Source organism: Streptomyces sp. NPDC088817 (assembly GCF_044750345.1).
GTDB lineage: Bacteria > Actinomycetota > Actinomycetes > Streptomycetales > Streptomycetaceae > Streptomyces.
In genome coordinates this window covers 373,811-396,265 of record NZ_JBIVJN010000004.1, presented here as the reverse complement: position 1 = coordinate 396,265, position 22,455 = coordinate 373,811, and the positions used below count along the sequence as shown (strand labels likewise).

Genomic DNA, 22,455 nt, shown 5'->3' with positions numbered 1-22,455 from the left:
CATGTGCGTGGCGCGTACGACGAGGAAGCACAACGGGGTGGACGGGGATGCTGGCGGACGTGGGCGGACGGGTGCGACACGCGGTACGCCGCCGGGTGCGGGCCGCGCGTGAGAGAGCGACCGGTGACTCCGGGATGACCGCGATCGAGTTCGTGCTGCTCACCCCCGTACTGTTCTTCATGATCTTCGCGACGGTGCAGTTCGCGCTGTACTTCTTCGCCGACCATGTCGCCCAGGCGGCGGCCCAGGCCGGCGCCCGCAAGGCCCGCGCCACGGCCGACGAGCAGCCCGGCGCCTGGCGCGGCGAGGCACGTGACGTCGCCGACGCCTACATCCGGCAACTGGGCCCGCAGTTGGTGCTGTCGCCGGACGTGAGGATGCTGCAACCGGACCAGAACACCGTGGGCGTGGAGATCTCGGCGCGGATCCCGACGGTGTTTCCGGGCCTGAACCTGACGGTGCACGCGCAGTCGGCGGGCCCGGTGGAGCGGTTCGTGCGGGATGGCGGGAACTAGATGAGCCGCTTTTCCTGGAGGTCTCTTCCGCCCGCCCGTGAGGACAGCGGCCTGTCCACCGTGGAGGTCGTCATCCTTGCCCCGGTGATGATCCTGTTCATCCTGGTACTGGTGGCCTTCGGCCAACTCGTCGAGGGCCGTGGAGCGGTCGACGGCGCGGCCCGGGACGCCGCACGCGCGGGTTCCATCCAGAAGGACCACGCGACGGCCATGTCCGAGGCGCGCAGGGCGGCGGAGGCGGACCTGGCCGACGTCTGCTCGGGACCGGTCTCCGTCGTGCAGACGAGTGCGGGCTTCGCCCCCGACACCCTGTTCACGGTCGAGGTCAGCTGCCAGGTGCGCGGCCTGGCGTCGCTGGGCCTGAACATCCCGACGACACTGTCCGCGAGCTTCAGTTCGCCGCTCGATCCCTTCCGGAGGTCGGCGTGAGTGCGAGCGCCTCTGCCGCGGACCGCGCGCGCACCTGGTGGTCTACCCGAGGCACGGCACTGGACGATCGCGGTTCGGGTGCCGGCGCGGTCATCATCTTCGCGCTGGTCTTCCTCACCTTGTCCGCCTTCGTCATCGACGGCGGTCTGTCCATCTCCAAGCGCGAACGGGCCGCGGACATCGCGGAACAGGCGGCCCGCTACGCCGCCCAGGACATCGACCGCGAGGCCCTCTACGACAACGAGGGCGGCCCCGCCCCGATCAACTACGAGAACTGCGACGCCCGCGTGAAGGCCTTCGCCCGCGAGATGAGTATGACGGGCGCCGACATCGCCGCGAGCCACTGCGTGGCGGCCGACGCCGAAGAGGTCCAGGTCGAGATCCAACTGACCTACTCACCCGTCTTCACCGGCATGTTCTACGGCGGCAACGTGACCGTCCACGGCCGGTCCGTGGCCCGGAACGAGGTGGGGTGACGCATCCATGAGCGATCAACAAGCGGACATAGACCGGATCAAGGAGTGCTCCAGGGCGCTGAAGCGCATCCGTGACACCTTCGCCGAGCGGGGCAACCCGGCGGCAGGGTTCGGCGTCGCGGAAATCGGCTCGCAGCGGATCCTCGACGCGTTCTCGAAGTTCGACAGCAACTGGAAGATCCACCGCGGCAAGCTGGCCGAGGAGCTGGAGTCGCTGCACGACGTCACCAAGACCGCGGCGGAGTCGTACGAGCAGATCGACCACGAACTCGCTGAAGCACTGCGGAATTCGGACAAGGAAGGGCAGAAGGGGGCGAAGAAGTGACAGGTCGGCCCGCCGCTCACCGCTGGTCGGTGCTGGACGAGACGTCCGATCCGATACCCGGTGATCCGTACGAGGTCGCGAGGCTCGGCCGACAGCTTCGTAAGACCGCCGAGGCCATCGAGAAGGAGGCTCGCGAGATCAAGGCGCTGGCCTCCGTCGAGAACTGGAGGAGTAAGGCCGCCACCGAGTTCCGGAGTGCGGCGGAAGGCGCGGGCGACAAGCTGCGCAAGGCCTTCGAGCGCTACGACGAAGCCGCCACTGCCCTCGGCACCCAGGTGCGGGAGAACGTGTGCAGCAACGAGTACGCCTCCGAGCTGCACCGCGCCCAGCAGATGGCCGACAGTGCCTTGGCCGACGCGGAGCAGGCCCATGGCGACATCACCTCGGCGCAGCGCTCCCTCGACGGACAGCCGGACGGCACTCCGAAGGACGATCCGGACGCCAAGAGATACAACCGGCAGAAAGAGCAGGCCTCTTCCAGCCTGAAGGCGGCGGCGGAGGCCCTTCAAGCCGCGAAGGGAATCCGCGACCGGGCCGCGAAGGCTGCCGCCGAGGCGATATACGACGTCATCGAGGGAGACGGGCTGAAGGACGGCTGGAAGGACAAGTTCAAGAACTGGGTCCACGAGAACGCCGGCTGGCTCACGGAAGTCTCCAAATGGGCGGGGCGCATCGCCTTGTGGGCGGGTGTGGCGGCACTCGCCCTGGGGTGGATCCCCGTCATCGGACAGGTCATCGCCGCCGTGGCCAACGCGGTGGCGCTGCTGGCCAGTGTCGTCGCGTTCGCCACCGATCTGGTGCTCGCGCTGGGCGGCGAGGGAAGCTGGAAGTCGGTGTTCCTCGATGCCGTGGGCCTGGCGACGTTCGGCATCGGACGCGCGGCGATGGCGGGTGCCCGGGGAGCGGCCGCGGGGACGAAGGCTCTGGCTAGGAGCAACCTCTTCAAGAACGCCATCGCGTCGGGCATGAAGACGAACAAGGCGTGGAACCTCGCCAACCGCGGTGCCCAGGGAGCGAGCCGAGGAAAGGCCGCGGCCAAGGCCCTGATGGGCATGCCGAAGGGAAGGCTGCCCTCGGGGAGCAACTTCAGGGAGGGGTTCAGCGCGGTCTCCATGTACCGGGATACTGTCGACGGCGTGAAAGCGATCGGCGGCGCGTTCTCCAAACAGGCCTGGCGTGACGGTGCCCGCGGGCTGGCCGGGCCCCGGTCGCTGGGCACACTGGACCCCGACCTCGCCAAGGCCGCGGCCGGTCTCAAGGGCATCGCACCGGACGCTCTGAAGTTGCCGGACGTCAGCCGTGCGTTGGGTAACTTCTCAGCCCAGACCAACGTCTGGGCGGGCGCGACCGTCACCGGAGTGGTCGCGGGAGCCGAAGGGGCGTACGGAACGGTGACGGACCTCTACGACAAGGTCACCCGATGATCCCCGAGCCCGCGCTCAGGCCCGCCGCCGCGCGTGGCCCGGGCCTCGAACTGTGCTACCGCTCACGGCTCTACCTGGACGGTGGCGATCTCGTACTGCAAACCCGCACGCGCACGCGGCGCTTTCCGATCGGAGGCGACGGGATCACCCGCGCGGTTTTCCTCGACGCTCCCGGTGACGACATGGAACGCAGGGGGCCCACGATCGAGGGGTCGTGGGGGAAGGTCCAGCTACAGGATCGTGACGGTGCGCTGATCGGCCTCTTCAACATCGAGGACTGGCTGCCGGAGTCGCCCGCGATTCCGAAGCGATGGGTGCGGGGTGAGCAACTGCTCGACCGAACGGGAATGGCCGCCCTGTTCAAGGCCGCCGGGATACCTCTGCATGTGGTGACTGACCGCAACGACCCTCTGCTGGCCACCGTTTCACGTCGGCACAGAGCGGTGTCCCTCTCTCCAGGGAATGAGTTCCCTTGGTGGTACCTGAGCCTTCGGGCTGTGGCCTTCATCGTCTGGTTCGCCCTGTTCACGGTGATCCTGTTCTTCGAGACGACCGAACCCTGGGTCATCCTGCTGCTGGCCGCCACCGCGCTCGTCGCCCCGGTGGCGCGGCTTGTCGTGCGGACGTGGACCCGGTTGCGTCTGCGGGAATGCGTCCCTGTCGTCCGGGAACGGGTTCGGCCGGCGCCCGTGGATGGGACGGGAACGACCGTCAGGTTCTGCCGGGACACGGAGTTGCGAGTGCAGGACCGCGATCTCGTCCTGCGCGTTCTTGGCGGGCGGGAGTACTGGCTTCCGCTCACGGGTCCGCACGCCCTGACCTCCCTGGTGCTGGTGCGCGACCGGACGGGGCAGCCCCTCGGCGTCGAAGTGCGCGGCCCGCACGACCAGGTGCGAGCCATCTTTCTGTGGCCGCTCTGGTTCGGCGGTAGGGGTGGCGCCGACGGCTGGTCCAGACTGCGTCGGACCGCTGGGCTGAGCGTCTCGGAGCGCAAGCTGGCCGGGAAGGCCCCATGGCCCAAGGCGCTGGGGGCGCTCGGCACCGACCTGCTGCCCGACTCCGCAGGGACGGCACGCAAGCTGTCCCGCTTCCCCAGCACCTTCGTCGGCCTGTCGTCCACGGCGACCATGATGGTCGGCTCGTATTTCTCCATTGCCCAGGGCCAGTGGATCCAGAACGCACACCCCGGAGCGGGCATGGCGGCGATCCTCGCGGGGGCGATCGGCCTTTTCCTCCAGGCGGTGCCCTACGCCGCACACCAGCTGGGCAGCCGGCTCCGGCTGGAACGACCGGCGCTGGGACAGACACCCACGGAGCGACTCGTATGAACCAGACCGAGGAGACCGCCTCTCCTGGCGACTACCGGCTGCTGCTTCCCGACGGGTGGTTCCGGATCCACCTGGAGCCCGACCAGCGGGACAAGGCGGTCGACGCGCTCGTGGAGCGCCAGTTCCACGGCATCGACAACGCGCCGCACCTGAAGGAGGAACTACGCCGGGACCTGCGGCGGCGCGCAGGCAAGGCGTACCGCAGCGGGGGCATCGAGCTGTACCTCAGTCTCCAGGAGGTCGGCCCCTTCACCATTCCCGCCTCGCTGCTGGTCACCCTGGCGCCACTGCGGCACCCCGAGCCGCTGCCGCTGGAAGCTCTGGCACAGCGCTTCGCCGACGAAGGTGAGGGATCGGTGACTGTCGAGGAACTGCGCTCGGGCCCCGCCGTCCGGATCCGCAGGCTGATGCCGCAGGCCGGCGACGAGGAGGGCACCGAGCCCACGCACAACTCGCTCTCGGTGGAGTACCACCTCCCCGTCCCCGGCACCACCGCGTTCCTTCTGCTGACCTTCGCCTCACCCCTTGAGGCGATCGCCGACGCGATGGCGGGACTCTTCGACGCGATCGCCGACTCACTCACCTGGACGGAGTGACCGACAACATGACGGACGACCTCTCGAACCTCGGCCTGGAGTTCTCGGAGGACTGGGTGCCGTTCCCTGCCGCCGGGAGCGTGGACCTGGACTCCTGGGCCAAGCAACAGAGCGCGGAACTCGCCGAGCGATACGCACAGGACGGTGTCCCTGGCGACGCCCGCCGTCTGGCCCGGAGCCTCAAGCGGACGGCCGCCGACTGCTACAGCCGCGATCCCCTGGCGGCCTTCGGCTGGTACGTGAGCGGCCAGGAGACGGTGGCGGCCATCATGGAACTCGACGCCATCCATCCCGACGAGACATTCCCCGAGGTCACCCTCGGCCTGCTGGCCGAGCACATGACCAGCCACGACTTCGGCGAACCGGACGTACGCGAGGTACGGCTCCCTCTTGGCGACGCCGTCCGGATCCGTCAGAACCTCATCGGCGAGAAGAAGGGCTTCTTCGGCCCACGCCCGGTGATCCACACGGTGTTCTACGGTGTCCGCCCGGACGGCATGGAGACGGCCCTCACGATGCTGGTCTCCTGGACGGAACCGATCCTGGACGAGCCGGCGGAGCAGATGGCCGACAACATCGCGAAGAGGCTCTCACTCTGACGACTTGAGGGCGTTGAGGAAGCCGGCGAAGGCGGCGGCCGGGAAGGAGAGGGAGGCTCGGGCCGGGGCCTTGGAGTCGCGGACGGCTATGTGGGTGCGGCGGTGGGCGATCTCTACGCAGGCGTTGCCGTCGCCTCCGCCGGAGTGGGACGACTTCCGCCAGGTGTCGGGCGCGGTCATGGTGTGCCTCACAGCTCCTTCGACAGCCTGTGGATGAAGTCACGCGAACGTGCGGGGTCGAGTGACACGGCTTCTACCCTACGAAAGAGGGTTCGAAAGCGCCTGAGTTGGGCTTCTGCATCGATGAACACGGTGCCGTGGGGCCCGTCGCGTACCACGGTGTCCAGTTGGGGGACTCGGCCGCCGGCGTAGACCATGGCACTGCCTGCTCCGGCGAAGCCGTCGAGATCGAAGGGGATGACCCGCACGGTGACGTGATCGGCTTCTGAGAGTTCCAGGATCCGGAGGAGCTGGGCGCGGGCTGTGGCGGGGTCGCCGACCTTGATGCGCAAAGCAGCCTCGTGGACGACGGTCTCGTACCGGATCGGGTTGGAGCGCTCAATGATGATCCTCCGCTTCATGCGGTGCTCCACCCGGCGCTCGACCTCACCTTCTGGAAAGTCGGGGTTGATGTAGGAGAAGAGGGCGCGGGCGTAGCTTCTCGTCTGCAGAAGACCGGGAACGTGCAGGAAGTCGACGTCCCATCGACGACTGGCGTGGTGCTCCAGCTCAGAAAGGTCCAGGAATGAGTCGGGCAGGAAGCCCCGGTACTCCTCCCACCAACCGCGTGTTCGGTCGGTCGCCATGTACACCAAGGCGTCGATCAACGCTTGGTCCCCGCAAGCGTAGTGAGCCGCGACCAGGCGCAGGCGGGTCTCGCTGATGCCGGCGACACCGGCCTCGATCTGACTCACTCGTGCCGAGTCGGTTCCGATCTGTGCTGCGGCGTCACGGCCGTTGATGCCTGCCGCCTCGCGCAGCTTTCGTAGCTCGGCGCCGAGACGCTCCTGGCGTGCAGTCGCCTGCTGCCTGCGTGGCATGGCTTCCTCCCTGGGGCCAACAGTCCCGCAAAGGTGTCTCGTTCGAGCGGCAGATTACGCAACGGCTCGCCTCGGACCAAAATTGGCCCCTACTTTCGGTGACGCAATGCACACGCTGCGGCTATCCGGGTCCCGGAAGCGCACCGCTCCGTCCTGCCAAGACGGCTGCGGCAAGGCCACCGCCCGCCACCGCGGCGTCGCCTCAACCCGTCTCACGTCACTGGAGTGGCCCATGCCCGAAAACGAGTCGTGGGAGTACACCCTGTACATCCCGAACGACCCCCGTGCGGTCACCATCTCTCGCCGGACTCTCCGGCTGATCCTCACGATGCACGGCCTCATCCGCCTCGTCGATACGGCCGAGCTGCCGGCGACGGAGCTGGTCTCCAACGCCGTACGGCACACCAAGGGGCCCGCCGGTCTGCGCGTGCGTTGGTCGGCGGACGTACTCCGGATCGGAGCATGGGACACCGATCCCGCACCGCCCGAGCCTCCGGCACCGCTGGAGCAGGCCGTCGACCTGGAGGAGGGACGTGGACTCGCCCTGGTCCGGGCCTGCGCCGACCTGTGGGGCTGGCAGCCGCTGTCCAGGGAGGGCAACCGGGGCAAGTACGTGTGGTGTGACCTAGTCGCGGCGTAGCTCGTTATCACATCGGACAGGAAGGAGAGCTGATGGTCAGCTCGTCGCACGAGGCGTTGCACCGGGTGTTCCAGAAGGACCCGGCGCTGCTGACGCGTGCTTTCCAGCATGTGCTGCGCGTTCCATTCCCCGAGCCGCGCGACTTCGCGGTGCTGAACGCGGACCTGACGGAGATCGAGCCGGTCGAGCGACGTGTGGACACCCTCATGCGGGTGGAAACGGACGCGGGGGCGTACCTCCTGGTCGTCGAGGCGCAGGGGAAGAAGGACGAGAGTAAGCGCAGTAGCTGGCCGTACTACCTCGCTTACCTGTACGCGAAGTACTGCTGCGAACCGGTACTCATTGTGATCACGCAGAGCAGCAGTACTGCCCGCTGGGCGGCACGACCCATCCGGCTGGGAGTGCCCGGCTGGCATTCACTGACCGTGAGGCCGCTCGTGCTCAGCCCGGAGAACGTTCCGCTGATCGTGGACGAGAAGGAGGCCGAGCGGGATGTGCCTCTCGCTGTGCTCTCGGCCATGACGCATGGCAGGGGCCCACAGGCCGCCGCCATACTGGAACCGCTGGCCACCGCCCTGCGGACCATCGATGCCGAGAGCGCGGCGGTCTTTGTGCAGTTCGTCGACTCGTGCCTGGCCGACCCCCAGGCGAAGGAGATCTGGAGGGACCTGATGACGGCGATTCATTACTTCTTCCGGCACCCGGTGGCCGAGCAAGTGCGTGAAGAGGGCCGGGTCGAGGAGAGCGCCGAAATGACGCTCAATATTCTGGAGTGGCGCGGAATCCCGGTGCCGGATGCTGTTCGGGAGCGGGTGCTGGCGTGTGCGGACCGGGAGCAGCTCAAGGCCTGGGCCCGGCGAGCTGTCCACGCCACAAGTGCGGAGGAACTGTTCGTGGTCAGCGGTTGACCGACTGGATCTCCTGGGCGTTCATGTCCTGGGTCGTCTCGAAGGTGCCGTTGGGGAGCTCGCCGCCGCTACCGTCGGAGCCGTGCCAGGTGATCTGCCAGGTGATGGACGCCTTGAGGTGGTACGGCTGTCCGTTCGTGGCGCGGAGGTATCTGATGCCGCACGGTGGTGTCTTGTCCGCGTTGCCCTTCGCGTACGGGGTGCCGATTGAACCGTCCTCGTTGATCGTGCAGTCTCCGGAGGACGGGTAGGTCTCGGCGTCCTCCGTGCCAGGGGTGAGGTGGAGGGCAACCGGTTTGGCCGTGGTCTCGGCCCACAGGCCGGTGTTCGGGAGTTCGGCCCTGACCTTGACCTCCTTGAAGGTTCCCTTGTCCAGCCAGGCCCAGGTCGGGAGGTTCACCGTGGACTTCGCCTGCGGTTTGAGCTCGATCTCCGTCTCGGGGACCTTGACCTTGTTGTAGGCGTACTCGGCGAGGGTCTTCGGGGTGGGAGCGTTCGGGTCGTCCGGGAGTTGGCCCGCGTCGACCCAGAACATGACGCGGCCGCAGTTCCAGGAGGCCGGGGCGGCGGGGTCGGGTGCGACGCCGCGCCAGAAGTAGCCGTCCTTGTCGAGGTTGTAGTCCTTGTAGCCGTCGGCGCTGCTGTTGGTCGGTGAGTGAAGGTCGAAGTTGTCCGCCGGTTTGCCGTCGCGGTAGTGGTCCGTCCACAGTTCCTTGCCGAACCACGACTCGTGGATACCGACGTCGCCTCCGCCGTCCGAGTCCACGAACTTTTTGAGCCCGGCCGAGGTGAAGGCCGGTTCGTACCAGCAGGCCGGCGGCTTCCAGTTGGGGTCGACCGTACCGAGGCTGCCCTGCTTGCCCCCGCCGTTTCCACCGCTCACGTAAGTGATCCGGATATGGGAGACGCGGGCCGACAGGCCGCCCTTGCCGTCGCTGCTGCCGCTGGGCTGATCGGCCGACGGTACGGTGGTGTTGCTCCTTGGTCCGTCAGCGTACGCATTGCTCCCGGACCCGAGTACGGCTGCGGTTACCAGAACGGCGGACCAGCGCAGAGCACGTACAGGGAGCGTCATCGCCGACACTCCTTGACCCGGCCCTGCACTTCGATCTGCAGAACCTTCCAGACCTTCTCGGAGCCCTGTGGGGGCTTCATGAGGAGACGGAACTCCTGGTAGGAGTCGAGGCTCTCTTTCGTGTACCTGATCTTCTGGGTCTTGACGCTCTTACCGTAGAACTTGCTCTGGTCCCGGCACATCCTGACCAGCACACCAAGGGACGAGCCGACGTTATCGGTCCTGACCTCGTAGTAGCTGTCAGTTCCAGTGGCGGTCCAGTCGTCCTCCACCCATCCCCGGATCTGGCCCCGGGCGTACTTGGTGGCATTGCCGAGCGAGTAGAACTGATAGGCCGGGTCGTCGGGGTCCTGGGCCGTGATGCCGTGGTTCAAGGCCAGGATGTAGTTCTTCGCGCTGTCGAGAGCTGCCGCGTGACGGGTGTCGGACGGCCGCGTGACGTCGAACTGGACCTGCAAATCGCTCGGCAGGCTCATGTCGGGACGTTGCGCGTCAGCGGCGGAGGATGCCGAAACCGTCGGCGTTGCTCTGTCCGCGCCCTTGATGTCATCGGACTTGCCGTCCCCGCCCCCGCCGCACGCGGTCAGCGTGAGGGATGCGAGGGCGGTGAGGGTGGCGGCGGTTGTGGGTAGGGCGCGGCGGCGCGTCACTGTGGATCTCCCCCGGAGGATGGCGACGTGTGCAGTGGGCAACGAAGTTATCAGGGGTGAGAGAGGGGGATTTGGGCGTTCGGTGGGGGGTGTGGGGGAACCCCAGAGATACGGAGTGGCTGGTGTGAACGGGCTGGGAGCGTTCGGAGTTGGTGGGCGGAAGCTGTGTCGACCCCGTCAATAGGATCTCTGTAGGCTCAGTACGTCCCCTTTATCGCACCCACCTCACACACCATCAGGACACCCGCCATGCCGCGACGCCGTAGTTCAAGCTCGACGGGAAATCCGACGGGAGGCTCGACGGCCCCGAGGAACCGGACGCCGCAGCCGGTGCGGGTGCGGCGGCGTACGGTCGGGGACTTCGTGAAGGCGTTCCTCGCCTTCCTGGCCCTGATGGTTTTGCTCGTCGGCGTACCGCTCGCGCTGGCCATGCAGTTCGGGTGGCCGCTGCCGCACGGAGTGCCGAGCCTGGACTGGCTCCAGCAGGAGATCACCGTCCAGACCTTCCTGAACATCCTGTCGGTCGTCGTCTGGCTCGCCTGGGCGCAGTTCACCGCCTGTGTGCTCGTGGAGATGAAGGCCGCGCTGTCCGGGGTCGGGGTGCCGGGGCGGGTGCCCGGGGCCGGACCCAGTCAGCTCCTCGCTCGACAACTCGTCGCCGCGCTGCTGCTCGTCGGGGCCACGGCCGCCAGCTTCACGCCCGGACTGTCGCAGCTCGGACACGGTCTGGAGGGGAACCAGAAGGGGACCGTCGCCGTCGCGCAGCAGACGCCGGGCGGGCTGTTCGGGCAGCAGCGGGAGCAGGCCGCCGACACCGCGGCCGCCGTCGCCGAGCAGGCCGCGGGCGCCGCCGCGCAGGCAGAGGCCAAGCAGGGCGACACGAAGTACTACCGGATCCAGCCGCCCGAGGGACGCCACCACGACTCGCTCTGGGAGATCGCCCAGCGGCACCTCGGCGACGGGCGCCGGTACAAGGAGATCTACGCGCTCAACAAGGACCGGGTCCAGCCCGACGGCTCCCGGCTGTCCGAGGCCAGCCTCATCCGGCCCGGCTGGATCATGGAGATGCCCGCGGACGCGCACGGCGGCGAACTCGTCGAGATGCCCGACGGCGCGCCGGACGTCTCCGAGCAGGTGCGGCAGCAGATCCACGACTACGCCAGGACCGGCGACCAGGCCCAAGGCGGGGGCGACCAGGCCCAGGGCGGCCACCGGCAGGACGGTCGCTCCCACGCCTCCGTTCCCGCCCAGCGGCAGCATCAGGACCACGGTGGCGGGACCGCCGACACCGCCGCCACCCCCGCCACCTCTTCCTCCGGACGTTCCTTCGGGCTGCCCGAGGCCCTCCTCGGCGCCCCGCTCCTCGCCGCCGGTCTCCTCGCCGCACTCGGCCACCGCCGCAGGCAGGCACTGTGGCAGTCGGCGCTCGGCGCCGTCGGCGGGCGCCGCGGCATGGAACCGCCGACGCCGACCGGGGACGCGCTGGACGTGCGGGACGCGCTGCTGGTGGGCGCCGACCCCGAGGGCGTACGGCGGCTCGACCGGTCCCTGCGCGGGCTCGCCGCCGCCCTCGCCGCAGAGTCCAGGCCGCTGCCCGTCGTCTACGCCGCCTGGCTCACCGGAGGCGACCTGCACCTCCAGCTCGCACAGCCGGCCGGCAAGCCGCCCGCGCCCTGGCAGACCGGGCAGGACGAGACGTTCTGGGTGCTGGGGCACGCCGACGCCGAGCGGTACGAGGACGCCGACACGGCCGCCCCGTTCCCCGGGCTCGTCAGCCTCGGCACCATGGACGACTCACGGCTGCTGCTCAACCTGGAGGCCGTGCCCGGCATCGTCTCGCTGAGCGGCCGCGCCGCCGACCGGGCCGCCGTGTTCGCCTCCGTCGCCGCCGAACTCGCCACCAACGGCTGGTCGGACCGTATGACCGTCACCCTCGTCGGCTTCGGTCAGGACCTCACCCCCCTCGCCCCCAACCGCCTCCGCCACCTCGACGGCATCGAGGCGCTCCTGGAGACCATGGAGGCCGAGACGCGGCAGCGGCGCGGCGCGCTGGGTGCCGCCGGGCACGACTCCGTGCTCACCGGCCGCACCGGGCCCGCCCAGCACACCCGTTGGGCACCGCACCTGGTGCTGCTGGCCGCCCAGCCCTCGCCGGAGGAAGCCCTTAGGCTCGCCGAACTCGCCTCCGGTGCGAGTCGGTTGGGCATCGGCTACCTCGTCGGCACCGATTCCGCCGAACTGCCGGGTGCCGCCTGGGAGATGGAGATCACCGGCGAGGGCAGGCTGCTCGCCCCGCTGCTCGGGCTCGAACTCGACGCGCAGATGCTGCCGTCGGCCGAACAGCAGGCGGTGGTCGAGCTGTTCGTCGAGGCCGACCCGGAGAACGGGCCCGACGGACCGGCGCCCACCCCGCCGTTCCTCGTCGACATCACCGAGCAGGGGCGGCCGGCGGTCTACGCGCGGCTCGTGGGCCCGTACGAGATCATCGGGCTCGACACCCCGGACGACGAGCGCAGCGCGCTGCTGCACGAGGCGCTGGCGCTGCTGCTCCTGCACCGGGAGGGCGTGCATCCGCGGGTGCTGTCCTCCGCGCTGTGGCCGCGCGGGGTCACCGACGACGTGCGGGACGCTCTCGTCGAGCGGCTGCGTTCCTGGCTCGGCACCGATCCCGACGGCACGCCCCGGCTCCGTACGGACGACACCGGGCGGCTCACCCTCGCCAAGTCCGTCGTCTCCGACCTCGACGTGCTGCGCTCGCTGTACCACGAGGCCACGCAGGGCAAGGGCGCGGACAGCCGGGCGGTGCGCGGCCGGCTGCTCACCGACGCACTGGTGGTGGTGCGCGGACCGCTGCTCGCCGACCGGCCCGAGGGCCGCTACCGGTGGCTCACCCACGAGATCGTCGACGCCCAACTGCCCCTCATCGTCGCCGACATCGGGCTCGCCCTGTCCTCCTTCCATCTGGAGAAGGACCGTGCGGACAAGGCGATCGAGGCGCTGGACGCCGCGTTGCGCAGCGCCCCGGCCGACGAGCGCCTGTGGAACGAGCTGCTGCGCGCCACGCACGCCACCGGCGACACCGCCCGCCTCCAGGCGCTCGCCGCCGACCTCGTCGGACGCGCCGGCGCCCGCGGCCTGCCGCCGCGCACCGAGGCCCTGCTCGACGAACTGCTGCCGCCCTGGCGCACCGCCGTCGCCGCGGCGGGATGAGCACCGTGCCGTCGACCGCTCTGCCGCTGGTCGCCGCCGCCGCGCTGTGGGGCGCGGTGGCGGGCGCGTCGCTTCCGCGGGCCGTGTACCGGTTCTCCGTGCCGTCGGGGGAGCCGTGGCGGGGGCAGTGCCCGCGTGGGTGTCCGGTGCGGGGATGGGTCGGGCGTGCCCGGTGCGGGCGGTGCGCCGCCGACGGCGACGGCGCCTTGTACGGTCCTGGCGCCTCGGACGGTGCCGACGCCGCGTACGGTCCGGGCGCCCTGCCGACTGCCGTCGTCACCGCTCTCCTCTGCGCCGCGCTCGCCGTCGCCACCGGTGTCCGGCCCGAACTCGCCGTCTGGCTGCTGCTCGCGCCCGTCGGTGTGCTGCTCGCGGTGGTCGACTTCCGGGTGCGGCGGCTGCCCGACGTGCTGACCCTGCCCCTCGCGGGCGCCGCCCTCGTGCTCCTCGGCCCGGCCGCACTGCTTCCCGGGCACGCCGGGCACTGGCCGACCGCGCTGTACGGCGCGCTCGCGCTCGGCGGCTGCTACTTCGTGCTGTTCCTCGTCAACCCCGCCGGGATGGGGTTCGGCGACGTGAAACTGGCGCTCGGGGCGGGCGCCGTCCTCGGCTGGTACGGCTGGCCCACCGTCATGCTGGGCACCTTCGCCGGGTTCCTGTTCGGCGCGCTGTACGGCGGCGCGCTCGTCGTCGTACGGCGGGCGGGTCGCAAGACGGCGATCCCGTTCGGGCCGTTCCTGCTCGCGGGCGCGTTCACCGGCGTTCTGATCGGCGCGTACGCAACCTGAGGACCCCGCCGCAAAAGGCCTGGCGTAGGCTGGTTCGGTCTGTCCACAACCCTTACGAACCTTGCGAAAGGGACGCCCGGTGACCGAGAAGGCCGACCTTCAGTCCGTGCTCGACCGTGCCGCCGCGGGCGGACGGATCACCCCCGAGGAAGCGCTCGACCTCTACCGCCACGCGCCGCTGCACGCGCTGGGCGCCGCCGCCGACGCCGTGCGCCGCCGCAAGTACGCGGGCACCGAGCACATCGCGACGTACATCATCGAGCGCAACATCAACTACACGAACGTGTGCGTCACCGCGTGCAGGTTCTGCGCCTTCTACGCCGCCCCGAAGGACACCGAGAAGGGGTGGACCCGCGACCTCGACGACATCCTGCGGCGCTGCGCCGAGACCGTCGAACTCGGCGGCACGCAGATCATGTTCCAGGGCGGCCACCACCCGGACTACGGCGTCGAGTACTACGAGAAGCACTTCAGCGCCATCAAGAAGGCCTTCCCGCAGCTCGTGATCCACTCGCTGGGCGCCTCCGAGGTGGAGCACATGGCGCGGATCTCGGGCGTCTCGGTGGAGGAGGCCATCACGCGCATCCACGAGGCAGGCCTCGACTCCTTCGCCGGCGCCGGCGCCGAACTCCTGCCGGAGCGGCCGCGCAAGGCCATCGCCCCGCTGAAGGAGTCCGGGGAGCGCTGGCTGGAGATCATGGAGACCGCGCACCGGCTGGGCGTGGAGTCCACCTCCACGATGCTCATGGGCACCGGTGAGACGAACGCCGAGCGGATCGAGCACCTGCGGATGATCCGTGACGTGCAGGACCGCACGGGCGGCTTCCGGGCGTTCATCCCGTACACCTACCAGCCGGAGAACAACCACCTGAAGGGCCGTACGCAGGCCACTCTCTTCGAGTACCTGCGGATGATCGCGATCGCGCGCCTCTTCCTCGACAACGTGATGCACATCCAGGGCTCCTGGCTGACCACCGGCAAGGAGGTCGGCCAGCTCACCCTGCACTACGGCGCCGACGACCTGGGCTCGATCATGCTCGAGGAGAACGTCGTCTCGTCGGCCGGCGCCAAGCACCGGTCCAACCGGATGGAGATCATCGAGCTCATCCGGAAGGCGGGACGGGTGCCGGCGCAGCGGGCGACGACGTACGAGCACCTCGTCGTGCACGACGACCCGGCGAACGACCCGGTCGACGACCGCGTGATGTCCCACATCTCGTCGACGGCGATCGCGGGCGGGACTGCCCACCCCGAGCTGAAGCTGCTCACCTCCAACTGACGTACGAGGCAAGGGTGCTGACGATTCACGCGGCGGACGCGGTGCGCGTCGGACGGGACGCGGAACCGGTCGAGGGCGGTGCCGTCGCCGTCGACGGCGCCCGGGTCGCGGCCGTGGGGACGCTCGCCGAGCTGGAGCGGCGGTTCCCGCACGCGCGCGTGCGGCGCTGGCCGGGCGTGCTCGGGCCGGGGCGCGTGCACGAGGGGCCGCTGCCCGACGCGCCGAGTCCGCGCGAGCGGGTCCACGCGGTGCTCAAGCTCGGCGCGACGGCCGTGCTCGCCGGGCACGCGGACGCGCCCGGCCTGCGGGAGGCCGCCGCCCGGAACGACGTCGCCGTCCTGGCCGGGCCCCGGCCCACGGCGGTGGTGGAGGGCGGCCGCGCCGACCTCGCCGTCTTCGACGACTCCGGCGCCTGCCTCGCCACGGTCTGCGCGGGCCGTTTGGTCCACCGCAGACGCTAAGAGCCCGGGCCCCTGGCCCCGGGCCCCCAAGCCCCCTGGCCCCGGGCCCCCGGGCCCCCGGGCCCCTGGGCCCCTGGCCCCGGGCCCCCGGGCCCCTGGGCCCCTGGGCCCCTGGCCCCGGGCCCCTGGGCCCCTGGGCCCCTGGCCCCGGGCCTCCAAGCCCCCGGGCCTCCAAGCCCCCGGGCCTCCAAGCCCCCGGGCCTCCAAGCCCCCTGGCCTCCGGGCCTCCTGCCTCCGGGCCTCCTGCCTCCGGGCCTCCTGCCTCCGGGCCCCTGAACGCTCAGACCCTCAGCCCCCGGTCCCACCCTCACCCACCCAACACCCGAGCGAACGCCCCCGGCTTCTGCTTCACGCCGCTGCAATCCGTCGCCGCGTCGTTCCGGGACGGGACGTTCTTCTCGCACTGGCGGTCGCGGAAGGTGGACCACATCGAGACCCAGGCGATCCGCTTCTCCTCGGCGAAGGAGCGCACCTGGGCCGCGTCCGCGAGGGTGAACGTCTCGCCGGCGATGTCGTTGGCGCCGATCATCGGGGTGAGCGCCATGCCCTCCCAGGCGTCGGCGTCCGAGAGCCCGAAGACCTTCTTCAGCTGGGCGTGGGCGGCCTTCGCGGCGGCGAGGGCGTAGTCGCCCATGTCGCCGGTGTAGGACTCGGCGTAGTTCATCGTCATGAGGTTGACGGTCGAGACCTGGACGTCGTGCTCGTTCGCGGACTCCAGCAGCGCCAGACCGTGGGAGTCCAGCCCGGACGGCATGACGGGCAGCGTGAAGGACACCTCCAGACCGGGCCGCCGCTTCTGCAACAGGGCGATCGCCCGGGAACGCAGGTCGACGGAGGCGGAGTCGGTCAGCGTACGGCCCTCGACGTCGAAGTCGGCCCGGGTCGAGCCCGCCGCGTCCAGGGCCTTCCCGTACGCGTCCGCCAGCGCGGACGCGCTCTCGCAGGTCGTCGCCAGCTCCTCGCCGTCGGCCCCGCCGAAGGAGACGCGCACCGTGGCGCCCGACTTCCTCAGTTTCCCGAGCCGGGACCTCACCTCGGCGTCGTCCAGCCCCGTCATCCCGTCCCACTCCGGAGCGCATCCGCCGCCGGAGATGACGAAGGCGAGATTGTACGTCGCGGGCGAGCCCGCCGAGTCGGTGCCCGAAGCGGTCGTGGCGCTCACGTAGGGGGCGTACGAGGTGCTGGACCGACCGGCCTTGTGGGCCGCGTCGGAGGTGCCGTCGGACATCGGGGAGCAGCCCGTGGCGGCCAGGGCGACCAGGCAGGCGAGCCCGGCCACCGGCGTCAGGAAACTCCTCATTGCGCATGCACCAGCTCTCGTGATGACCGTCCATGGATCCGGACACAGCGGGGTCCCGGTCCAAGGAGAGCCTGTCCCCGGACCGGGAACCGCCTTCCGAGCCTGCCATTGAAAGCCGTGCCGCCGGGGCACTTCCGTCAACCGCCACCCCCGCCTGCCACAATGGGCCGGTGACCCGCGCATCCCTGGAGAAGCAGCCGCACGACGTCGCCTCGATGTTCGACGACGTGGCGGAACGGTACGACCTGACCAACGACGTGCTGTCCCTGGGGCAGGACCGGCGGTGGCGGAAGGAGGTCGCCAGGGCGGTCGACGCCCGTCCGGCGCAGAAGATCCTCGATCTCGCCGCCGGGACGGCCACCTCCTCGCTGCCCTTCACCCGCGCCGGCGCCTACGTCGTCCCCTGCGACTTCTCGCTCGGGATGCTGCGGGTCGGCAAGCGGCGGCACGCCTGGCTGCCGTTCACCGCGGGCGACGCGACGCGGCTGCCGTTCAAGGACGACACCTTCGACGCCGTCACCATCTCCTTCGGGCTGCGCAACGTGCAGGACACCGAGACGGCCCTGCGGGAGATGTACCGGGTGACCCGGCCCGGCGGCCGCGTGGTCATCTGCGAGTTCTCGCATCCCACCTGGGCGCCGTTCCGCACGGTCTACACCGAGTACCTGATGCGCGCCCTGCCGCCCGTGGCGCGCGCGGTGTCCTCCAACCCGGACGCGTACGTCTACCTCGCCGAGTCCATCCGGGCCTGGCCCGACCAGCCCGGGCTGGCCGGGCTGCTGCGTACGGCGGGCTGGTCGAAGGTGGCCTGGCGCAACCTCAGCGGCGGGATCGTGTCCCTGCACCGGGGGTTCAAGGACTGACGGCCGCGCGGGCCGTTGTACGGGGTTGACCCCGGTCACACGGGACTGACGGCGTACGGATCGCCCGGTTCGTCGAGTTCGCGCTGGAGGCCGCCGGTGGGCGGCCGCGGAACGCGCGGCTCGCGGACGCCTCCGCCTCCCTCGCCCGCGCCGAAGTCGAACCACACGTACACCATCGAGTCCCGCGGCACCTCGGCGCCGGGCTGCGGATACTGGCGGACGACATGGTCGACGACCGTGAGATGGAAGTCCGGGCGGTCAGGCGCGTTGAGCGACAGGCCCCGGGCCCGGGCGGTCTCGCGTGCGTCCACGGCCATCAGTCCGACCAGGCGCGGCACGCGCACTTCGGGTGTCTTGGGTGTTATGTACACAGACGTCACCCCCAGCGGTACTGGCAGGGTAACCGGCCAGGGGTGTCACCCGGAAGCGTCAAGTGTCTTTCTGTGACAGTCGATTACGAACGGTAATCAGTCGCGATCACAGCTCCAGCCGGTAGCAGTGCCCCTGCCGCTCCGACACCGGCGTCACGAAGGTCTGCGCCAGACTCATGCCGAGGCGCTCGGTGACCGCGATGGACCGCTTGTTGCGCGCGTCGACCATCGCCACCACGCTCGTCAGGCCGGCCGTGCGCAGCCGCTCCAGGGTCATCCGGGCCGCCGCCGTGACGTATCCGCGGCCCCAGTGCTCGCGGCTGAGCCGCCAGCCGATCTCGATCTCGCCGGTGGGGCCCCAGTCCCGCTCCCACGGCTGGGCGCCGGTGAAGCCGATGACCCGGCCGTCCTCGTCGAGCATCGTCCACAGGCAGAAGCCGCGTTCGGCGTCGTGCCGCCGCTGACGGGCGGTGAGTTCCTCGTAGACGGACAGCTCCGCGGGCCTGCCGCCGTGGAACTCCATGACGTCGGGGTCGGCGAAGATCCGGTGCCAGGCGACGGCGTCCTCATCGGTGGGGACGCGCAGGCGTACGACGGGGAGAGCTCGGTTCACGGGGCAGCCCTTCAGCCGGGTGATCAATTCTGCTGCATAGACTGCCCATGTCCAGTGCCGGTCGGCACGCAGATTCCGAACCTTGGGGAGATCCCGCCGTGACCGTGACTGAGCCCCTCTCCGAGAACACCGCAGATGTGATCGTCGTGGGCGCAGGGCCGGCAGGGTCCACCACCGCCTATCACCTCGCCCGGGCCGGACTCGATGTACTCCTGCTGGAGAAGACCGAGTTCCCGCGCGAGAAGGTCTGCGGCGACGGCCTCACCCCACGCGCCGTCAAACAGCTCGTCGCCATGGGCATCGACATCTCCGAGGAGGCCGGCTGGCTGCGCAACAAGGGCCTGAGGATCATCGGCGGAGGCGTCCGTCTCCAGCTCGACTGGCCCGACCTCGCCTCCTTCCCCGACTACGGACTCGTGCGCAAGCGCGACGACTTCGACGAGCAGCTCGCCCGGCAGGCGCAGAAGGCGGGCGCCCGGCTGTTCGAGCGCTGCAACGTGTCCGCGCCCCTCGTGGACGACCGCACCGGCCGCATCACCGGGGTCAGGGCCAAACTGGGCGAGGAGAAGCGCGAGGTCACCTTCCACGCGCCGCTCGTCGTCGCCGCCGACGGCAACTCCACCCGCCTGTCCCTGGCGATGGGCCTGCACCGCCGTGAGGACCGCCCGATGGGTGTCGCGGTGCGCACCTACTTCACCAGCCCGCGCCACGACGACGACTACCTGGAGTCCTGGCTGGAGCTGTGGGACCGGCGCGGTCCCCAGGACCGGCTGCTGCCCGGCTACGGCTGGATCTTCGGCATGGGCGACGGCACCTCCAACGTCGGCCTGGGCGTGCTCAACACCTCCGATTCCTTCAAGGAGCTGGACTGGCGCGAGGTGCTCAAGGCCTGGTGCGCGTCCATGCCGGAGGACTGGGGCTACACCCCGGACAACATGACCGGCCCGATCCGCGGCGCGGCCCTGCCCATGGCCTTCAACCGCCAGCCCCACTACACGCGGGGCCTGCTGCTCGTCGGCGACGCGGGCGGTCTGGTCAACCCGTTCAACGGCGAGGGCATCGCCTATGCGATGGAGTCCGGCCAGCTCGCCGCCGACGTCATCGTCCAGGCCCACTCCCGGGCCACCCCGGCGCAGCGCGAACTCGCCCTGCGGCGCTACCCGCGCATTCTGAAGGACACCTACGGCGGCTACTACACGCTGGGCCGCGCCTTCGTGAAGCTGATCGGCAACCCGAAGGTCATGCAGATCGCCGCCCAGCGCGGGCTGACCCACCCGGTGCTGATGAAGTTCACCCTCAAGCTCCTGGCCAACCTCACCGACCCGACGGGCGGCGACGCGATGGACCGCATCATCAACGGCCTGAGCAAGGTGGCCCCGAAGGCCTGAGCGGACGAGGGACGACGGCGGACGACAGCGGGGACGAACAGCGGGGCCGGCTCGGACACGAGCCGGCCCCGCTGTCGTGTCACAGGGGGGGCGAAGCGGGCGGAACGGGAACGCCGGAAGGGCCGCTGCCCCCGAGCGGCTGCGGCCCTTCAGTCCATACGGCTGTGCGCGGGCGTCCTCAGAGCACCCGGACCGCGCCGGACGGCGGGTCGTAGGACAGCGGACGCTCGACGACGCCCGTGGACGGGTTCTGCGCACCGACGAACATACCGTTACCGACGTAGACACCCACGTGGTACGCGCTGCCCGCGCCGCCCCAGTAGAGGATGTCGCCCGGCTGGAGGTTGGACAGCGACACCTGGGTGCCGGCGGTCGACTGGTCCTGGGAGACCCGCGGGAGGCTGATGCCGACCTGCTTGAAGGCGGTCTGCACCAGGCCGGAGCAGTCGAAGGCGGACGGGCCGGTGGCGCCGGAGACGTAGGCCTTGCCGACCTGGGCCTTGACGAACGAGACCACGGCCGCGGCCGAACCGGTCGCCGTGGACACGCTGGCGGAGGTGGAGCCGACGCTCGCCGTGGCGCTGAGGGTCGGCCGCTCGGCCGTGCGGGAGGCACGGTCGGCGGCGGCCTGGCGGGCGGTCTCGGCGGCCTTCTTCCGGGCGGCCTCGGCCTTCTTGCGGGCCTCCGCCTTCTTCTTGGCGTCGGCGAGGTCCGCCTTGGCCTGCTTCGCGGCGTTTGCGGCGGCGGCGTCGCGCTCGGCGCTCAGGCGGTAGTTGGCGGCCGCCTGTTCGGTCGCGTCGGCCGACTGGGCGACCTGGGCGGCCAGGTCGGCGGTCAGGGTGGGCAGTTCGAGGGTCTGGGTCACCGGCTCGGCGGCGTTCGCCGACGAGGCCGACGTGCCTGCCACTGCCAGGGTGCCGAGGACGCCGCCGGCAACACCGGCCCGCATCGCGACTCTCGACGCGCTACGGCGGGGCTTCCGGTGGCTGCGTATGTGAGCGGTGTGGGACATGGGAACAACCGGTACCAGGGGCTCCTTCATATCTTCAAGAAACGTGCGGTGCGCCACATTTGCTCAATGAGGGCGCCAAATCCCATGTCCGAGGTTCCTTATTGACGCCGTAACGGACATTACGGGCGGACGTGATCATGCCTTTGATCATGGTCTTTCGCTGTTACGCCCGAATTGCCCTCGGCCTACCATCCGAGTGGATCGTTGGCCAAGCCCCGCTCTCACGCTCCTCTCATGAACGTGACGGAGGTCACGGAGTGATCACCGTCCGGCAGGGTTCGCGCACGCACTGACTCACCGGTCCCATTTGTCACTTGAGTCCCATTGATGAAACCGCGCCCGAGCGGCCTCCTGGTTCACACCGTCCGCTTGTGAACGGGTGAACGTGTCCACATCTCGCGCCGACGTCCCTCTGATGTGTGAAAAGCGGGCCCATATCAAAGGCTTGACACAGTTAGCCACTTTGCGTGGAGCGCCGGGCATCTGATAGTGCACACCCCCTCCGACCTGCAAATACGAGGTAAAATGTGACCAGTAGTGATCACACAGGTGCTTCGCGTGCGAAGATCACCGCTCATCCGACTTGATGATCGTTCGTCAGGTGGTGGAGATCACAAAGCTCATGCAATACCCCGTGTCGCAGATCACAGAGCGTCGGGCATAAGATGCGAGGCAGTTGGGCTTGTGACCTGCTTCACATGTTCTCGATCTTGGCTGGACGAGCCGGGAAACGGGGGCCGCGTGAGGCGGCAGCGGCCCAGCGACCGCCAGCAGTCAGTGCCGACTGAGAGGAGCGAGGAGCGGTGAACGCGTATGCGCCCATCCTCGTACTGGGAGCCCTCGGGGCAGGCTTTGCGATCTTCTCCGTGGTCATGGCCACGCTGATCGGACCGAAGCGGTACAACCGCGCCAAACTCGAGGCCTACGAGTGCGGAATCGAGCCGACCCCCACGCCGGCCGGCGGCGGGCGCTTCCCCATCAAGTACTACCTGACGGCGATGCTCTTCATCGTCTTCGACATCGAGATCGTCTTCCTCTACCCATGGGCCGTCAGCTTCGACGCCCTGGGTGTATTCGGGCTCGTGGAGATGCTGCTCTTCGTGCTCACCGTCTTCGTGGCGTACGCGTACGTATGGCGGCGCGGCGGCCTGGAATGGGACTGAGG

25 protein-coding genes are annotated in these 22,455 nt (G+C 69.7%); 17 read left to right on the top strand and 8 right to left on the bottom strand.

What is annotated here, in order from left to right:
• The first annotated feature begins 47 nt into the window (after positions 1-47).
• Genes ACIP4X_RS10385 through ACIP4X_RS10350 form a run of 8 tightly spaced genes read left to right on the top strand, consistent with a single transcriptional unit; the run spans position 48 to position 5,692 of the window.
• On the top strand, positions 48-515 hold the full coding sequence (locus ACIP4X_RS10385; protein WP_358737410.1) for a TadE family protein: 468 nt from the start codon (positions 48-50) through the stop codon (positions 513-515).
• Positions 516-944, top strand: a complete 429-nt coding sequence (locus tag ACIP4X_RS10380; protein WP_358737412.1) for a TadE/TadG family type IV pilus assembly protein — start codon at positions 516-518, stop codon at positions 942-944.
• On the top strand, positions 941-1,420 hold the full coding sequence (locus ACIP4X_RS10375) for a Tad domain-containing protein (RefSeq protein WP_401347734.1): 480 nt from the start codon (positions 941-943) through the stop codon (positions 1,418-1,420). The genes ACIP4X_RS10380 and ACIP4X_RS10375 overlap by 4 nt, the downstream gene beginning before the upstream one ends.
• 7 nt (positions 1,421-1,427) lie before the next feature.
• Complete coding sequence (locus ACIP4X_RS10370) at positions 1,428-1,745, top strand: hypothetical protein (protein WP_401347732.1); 318 nt, start codon at positions 1,428-1,430, stop codon at positions 1,743-1,745.
• Positions 1,742-3,169, top strand: a complete 1,428-nt coding sequence (locus ACIP4X_RS10365; RefSeq protein WP_401347729.1) for a hypothetical protein — start codon at positions 1,742-1,744, stop codon at positions 3,167-3,169. The genes ACIP4X_RS10370 and ACIP4X_RS10365 overlap by 4 nt, the downstream gene beginning before the upstream one ends.
• Positions 3,166-4,497: a hypothetical protein gene (locus tag ACIP4X_RS10360; RefSeq protein WP_401347727.1), complete on the top strand. Its 1,332-nt coding sequence runs from the start codon at positions 3,166-3,168 to the stop codon at positions 4,495-4,497. The genes ACIP4X_RS10365 and ACIP4X_RS10360 overlap by 4 nt, the downstream gene beginning before the upstream one ends.
• Positions 4,494-5,093, top strand: a complete 600-nt coding sequence (locus ACIP4X_RS10355; protein ID WP_401347724.1) for a hypothetical protein — start codon at positions 4,494-4,496, stop codon at positions 5,091-5,093. Before ACIP4X_RS10360 ends, ACIP4X_RS10355 begins: the two co-directional genes overlap by 4 nt.
• 8 nt (positions 5,094-5,101) lie before the next feature.
• Positions 5,102-5,692 carry a hypothetical protein gene (locus ACIP4X_RS10350; RefSeq protein WP_401347722.1) on the top strand — a complete coding sequence of 197 codons (591 nt, stop codon included), beginning with the start codon at positions 5,102-5,104 and terminating at the stop codon, positions 5,690-5,692.
• Here ACIP4X_RS10350 and ACIP4X_RS10345 read toward each other — a convergent pair.
• Together ACIP4X_RS10345 and ACIP4X_RS10340 are read right to left on the bottom strand one after the other, a co-directional pair.
• Entirely contained in the window at positions 5,684-5,872 is a 189-nt protein-coding gene (locus ACIP4X_RS10345) for a DUF397 domain-containing protein (protein WP_401347720.1), read from the bottom strand. The genes ACIP4X_RS10350 and ACIP4X_RS10345 overlap by 9 nt on opposite strands.
• Before the next feature lie 8 nt (positions 5,873-5,880).
• Entirely contained in the window at positions 5,881-6,732 is an 852-nt protein-coding gene (locus tag ACIP4X_RS10340; protein ID WP_401347717.1) for a helix-turn-helix domain-containing protein, read from the bottom strand.
• Between the two features lie 232 nt (positions 6,733-6,964).
• Here ACIP4X_RS10340 and ACIP4X_RS10335 point away from each other — a divergent pair, with 232 nt between their 5' ends.
• A complete protein-coding gene (locus ACIP4X_RS10335; RefSeq protein WP_401347714.1) occupies positions 6,965-7,372 on the top strand; it encodes an ATP-binding protein in 408 nt (135 codons plus the stop codon).
• A 32-nt stretch (positions 7,373-7,404) separates the two neighbouring features.
• Positions 7,405-8,280 carry a hypothetical protein gene (locus ACIP4X_RS10330; RefSeq protein WP_398145187.1) on the top strand — a complete coding sequence of 292 codons (876 nt, stop codon included), beginning with the start codon at positions 7,405-7,407 and terminating at the stop codon, positions 8,278-8,280.
• Here ACIP4X_RS10330 and ACIP4X_RS10325 read toward each other — a convergent pair.
• Together ACIP4X_RS10325 and ACIP4X_RS10320 are read right to left on the bottom strand one after the other, a co-directional pair.
• Positions 8,270-9,355 carry a hypothetical protein gene (locus ACIP4X_RS10325; protein WP_401347712.1) on the bottom strand — a complete coding sequence of 362 codons (1,086 nt, stop codon included), beginning with the start codon at positions 9,353-9,355 and terminating at the stop codon, positions 8,270-8,272. The genes ACIP4X_RS10330 and ACIP4X_RS10325 overlap by 11 nt on opposite strands.
• Complete coding sequence (locus ACIP4X_RS10320) at positions 9,352-10,005, bottom strand: hypothetical protein (RefSeq protein WP_401347708.1); 654 nt, start codon at positions 10,003-10,005, stop codon at positions 9,352-9,354. Before ACIP4X_RS10320 ends, ACIP4X_RS10325 begins: the two co-directional genes overlap by 4 nt.
• 249 nt (positions 10,006-10,254) lie before the next feature.
• On the opposite strand from ACIP4X_RS10320, the gene ACIP4X_RS10315 reads away from it, so the two are divergent.
• The 4 genes from ACIP4X_RS10315 (at position 10,255) to ACIP4X_RS10300 (ending at position 15,743) form a co-directional block, all read left to right on the top strand.
• On the top strand, positions 10,255-13,215 hold the full coding sequence (locus ACIP4X_RS10315) for a BTAD domain-containing putative transcriptional regulator (protein WP_391455902.1): 2,961 nt from the start codon (positions 10,255-10,257) through the stop codon (positions 13,213-13,215).
• Entirely contained in the window at positions 13,212-14,003 is a 792-nt protein-coding gene (locus ACIP4X_RS10310) for a prepilin peptidase (RefSeq protein WP_391455904.1), read from the top strand. Before ACIP4X_RS10315 ends, ACIP4X_RS10310 begins: the two co-directional genes overlap by 4 nt.
• Before the next feature lie 79 nt (positions 14,004-14,082).
• Positions 14,083-15,282, top strand: a complete 1,200-nt coding sequence (gene mqnC, locus ACIP4X_RS10305; RefSeq protein WP_391455906.1) for a cyclic dehypoxanthinyl futalosine synthase — start codon at positions 14,083-14,085, stop codon at positions 15,280-15,282.
• Positions 15,283-15,296: 14 nt separating this feature from the next.
• Entirely contained in the window at positions 15,297-15,743 is a 447-nt protein-coding gene (locus ACIP4X_RS10300) for an imidazolonepropionase-like domain-containing protein (protein WP_358737423.1), read from the top strand.
• Positions 15,744-16,050: 307 nt separating this feature from the next.
• On the opposite strand, the gene ACIP4X_RS10295 is transcribed toward ACIP4X_RS10300, so the two are convergent.
• Positions 16,051-17,043 carry a chitinase gene (locus tag ACIP4X_RS10295; protein WP_391455909.1) on the bottom strand — a complete coding sequence of 331 codons (993 nt, stop codon included), beginning with the start codon at positions 17,041-17,043 and terminating at the stop codon, positions 16,051-16,053.
• 170 nt (positions 17,044-17,213) lie between these two features.
• Between ACIP4X_RS10295 and ACIP4X_RS10290 the strand changes: the two genes are divergently transcribed.
• Complete coding sequence (locus ACIP4X_RS10290) at positions 17,214-17,906, top strand: demethylmenaquinone methyltransferase (protein ID WP_100569664.1); 693 nt, start codon at positions 17,214-17,216, stop codon at positions 17,904-17,906.
• A 35-nt stretch (positions 17,907-17,941) separates the two neighbouring features.
• On the opposite strand, the gene ACIP4X_RS10285 is transcribed toward ACIP4X_RS10290, so the two are convergent.
• Positions 17,942-18,277, bottom strand: coding sequence for a PASTA domain-containing protein (locus tag ACIP4X_RS10285; protein ID WP_358737427.1), 336 nt, complete (start codon positions 18,275-18,277; stop codon positions 17,942-17,944).
• A gap of 106 nt (positions 18,278-18,383) precedes the next feature.
• Positions 18,384-18,890 carry a GNAT family N-acetyltransferase gene (locus ACIP4X_RS10280; protein ID WP_358737428.1) on the bottom strand — a complete coding sequence of 169 codons (507 nt, stop codon included), beginning with the start codon at positions 18,888-18,890 and terminating at the stop codon, positions 18,384-18,386.
• Positions 18,891-18,988: 98 nt separating this feature from the next.
• On the opposite strand from ACIP4X_RS10280, the gene ACIP4X_RS10275 reads away from it, so the two are divergent.
• Positions 18,989-20,278, top strand: a complete 1,290-nt coding sequence (locus ACIP4X_RS10275) for a geranylgeranyl reductase family protein (RefSeq protein ID WP_401347701.1) — start codon at positions 18,989-18,991, stop codon at positions 20,276-20,278.
• Positions 20,279-20,456: 178 nt separating this feature from the next.
• On the opposite strand, the gene ACIP4X_RS10270 is transcribed toward ACIP4X_RS10275, so the two are convergent.
• A complete protein-coding gene (locus tag ACIP4X_RS10270; RefSeq protein ID WP_391455915.1) occupies positions 20,457-21,290 on the bottom strand; it encodes an NlpC/P60 family protein in 834 nt (277 codons plus the stop codon).
• Between the two features lie 803 nt (positions 21,291-22,093).
• Between ACIP4X_RS10270 and ACIP4X_RS10265 the strand changes: the two genes are divergently transcribed.
• Positions 22,094-22,453 carry an NADH-quinone oxidoreductase subunit A gene (locus tag ACIP4X_RS10265; protein ID WP_100569667.1) on the top strand — a complete coding sequence of 120 codons (360 nt, stop codon included), beginning with the start codon at positions 22,094-22,096 and terminating at the stop codon, positions 22,451-22,453.
• Positions 22,454-22,455 lie beyond the last annotated feature (2 nt).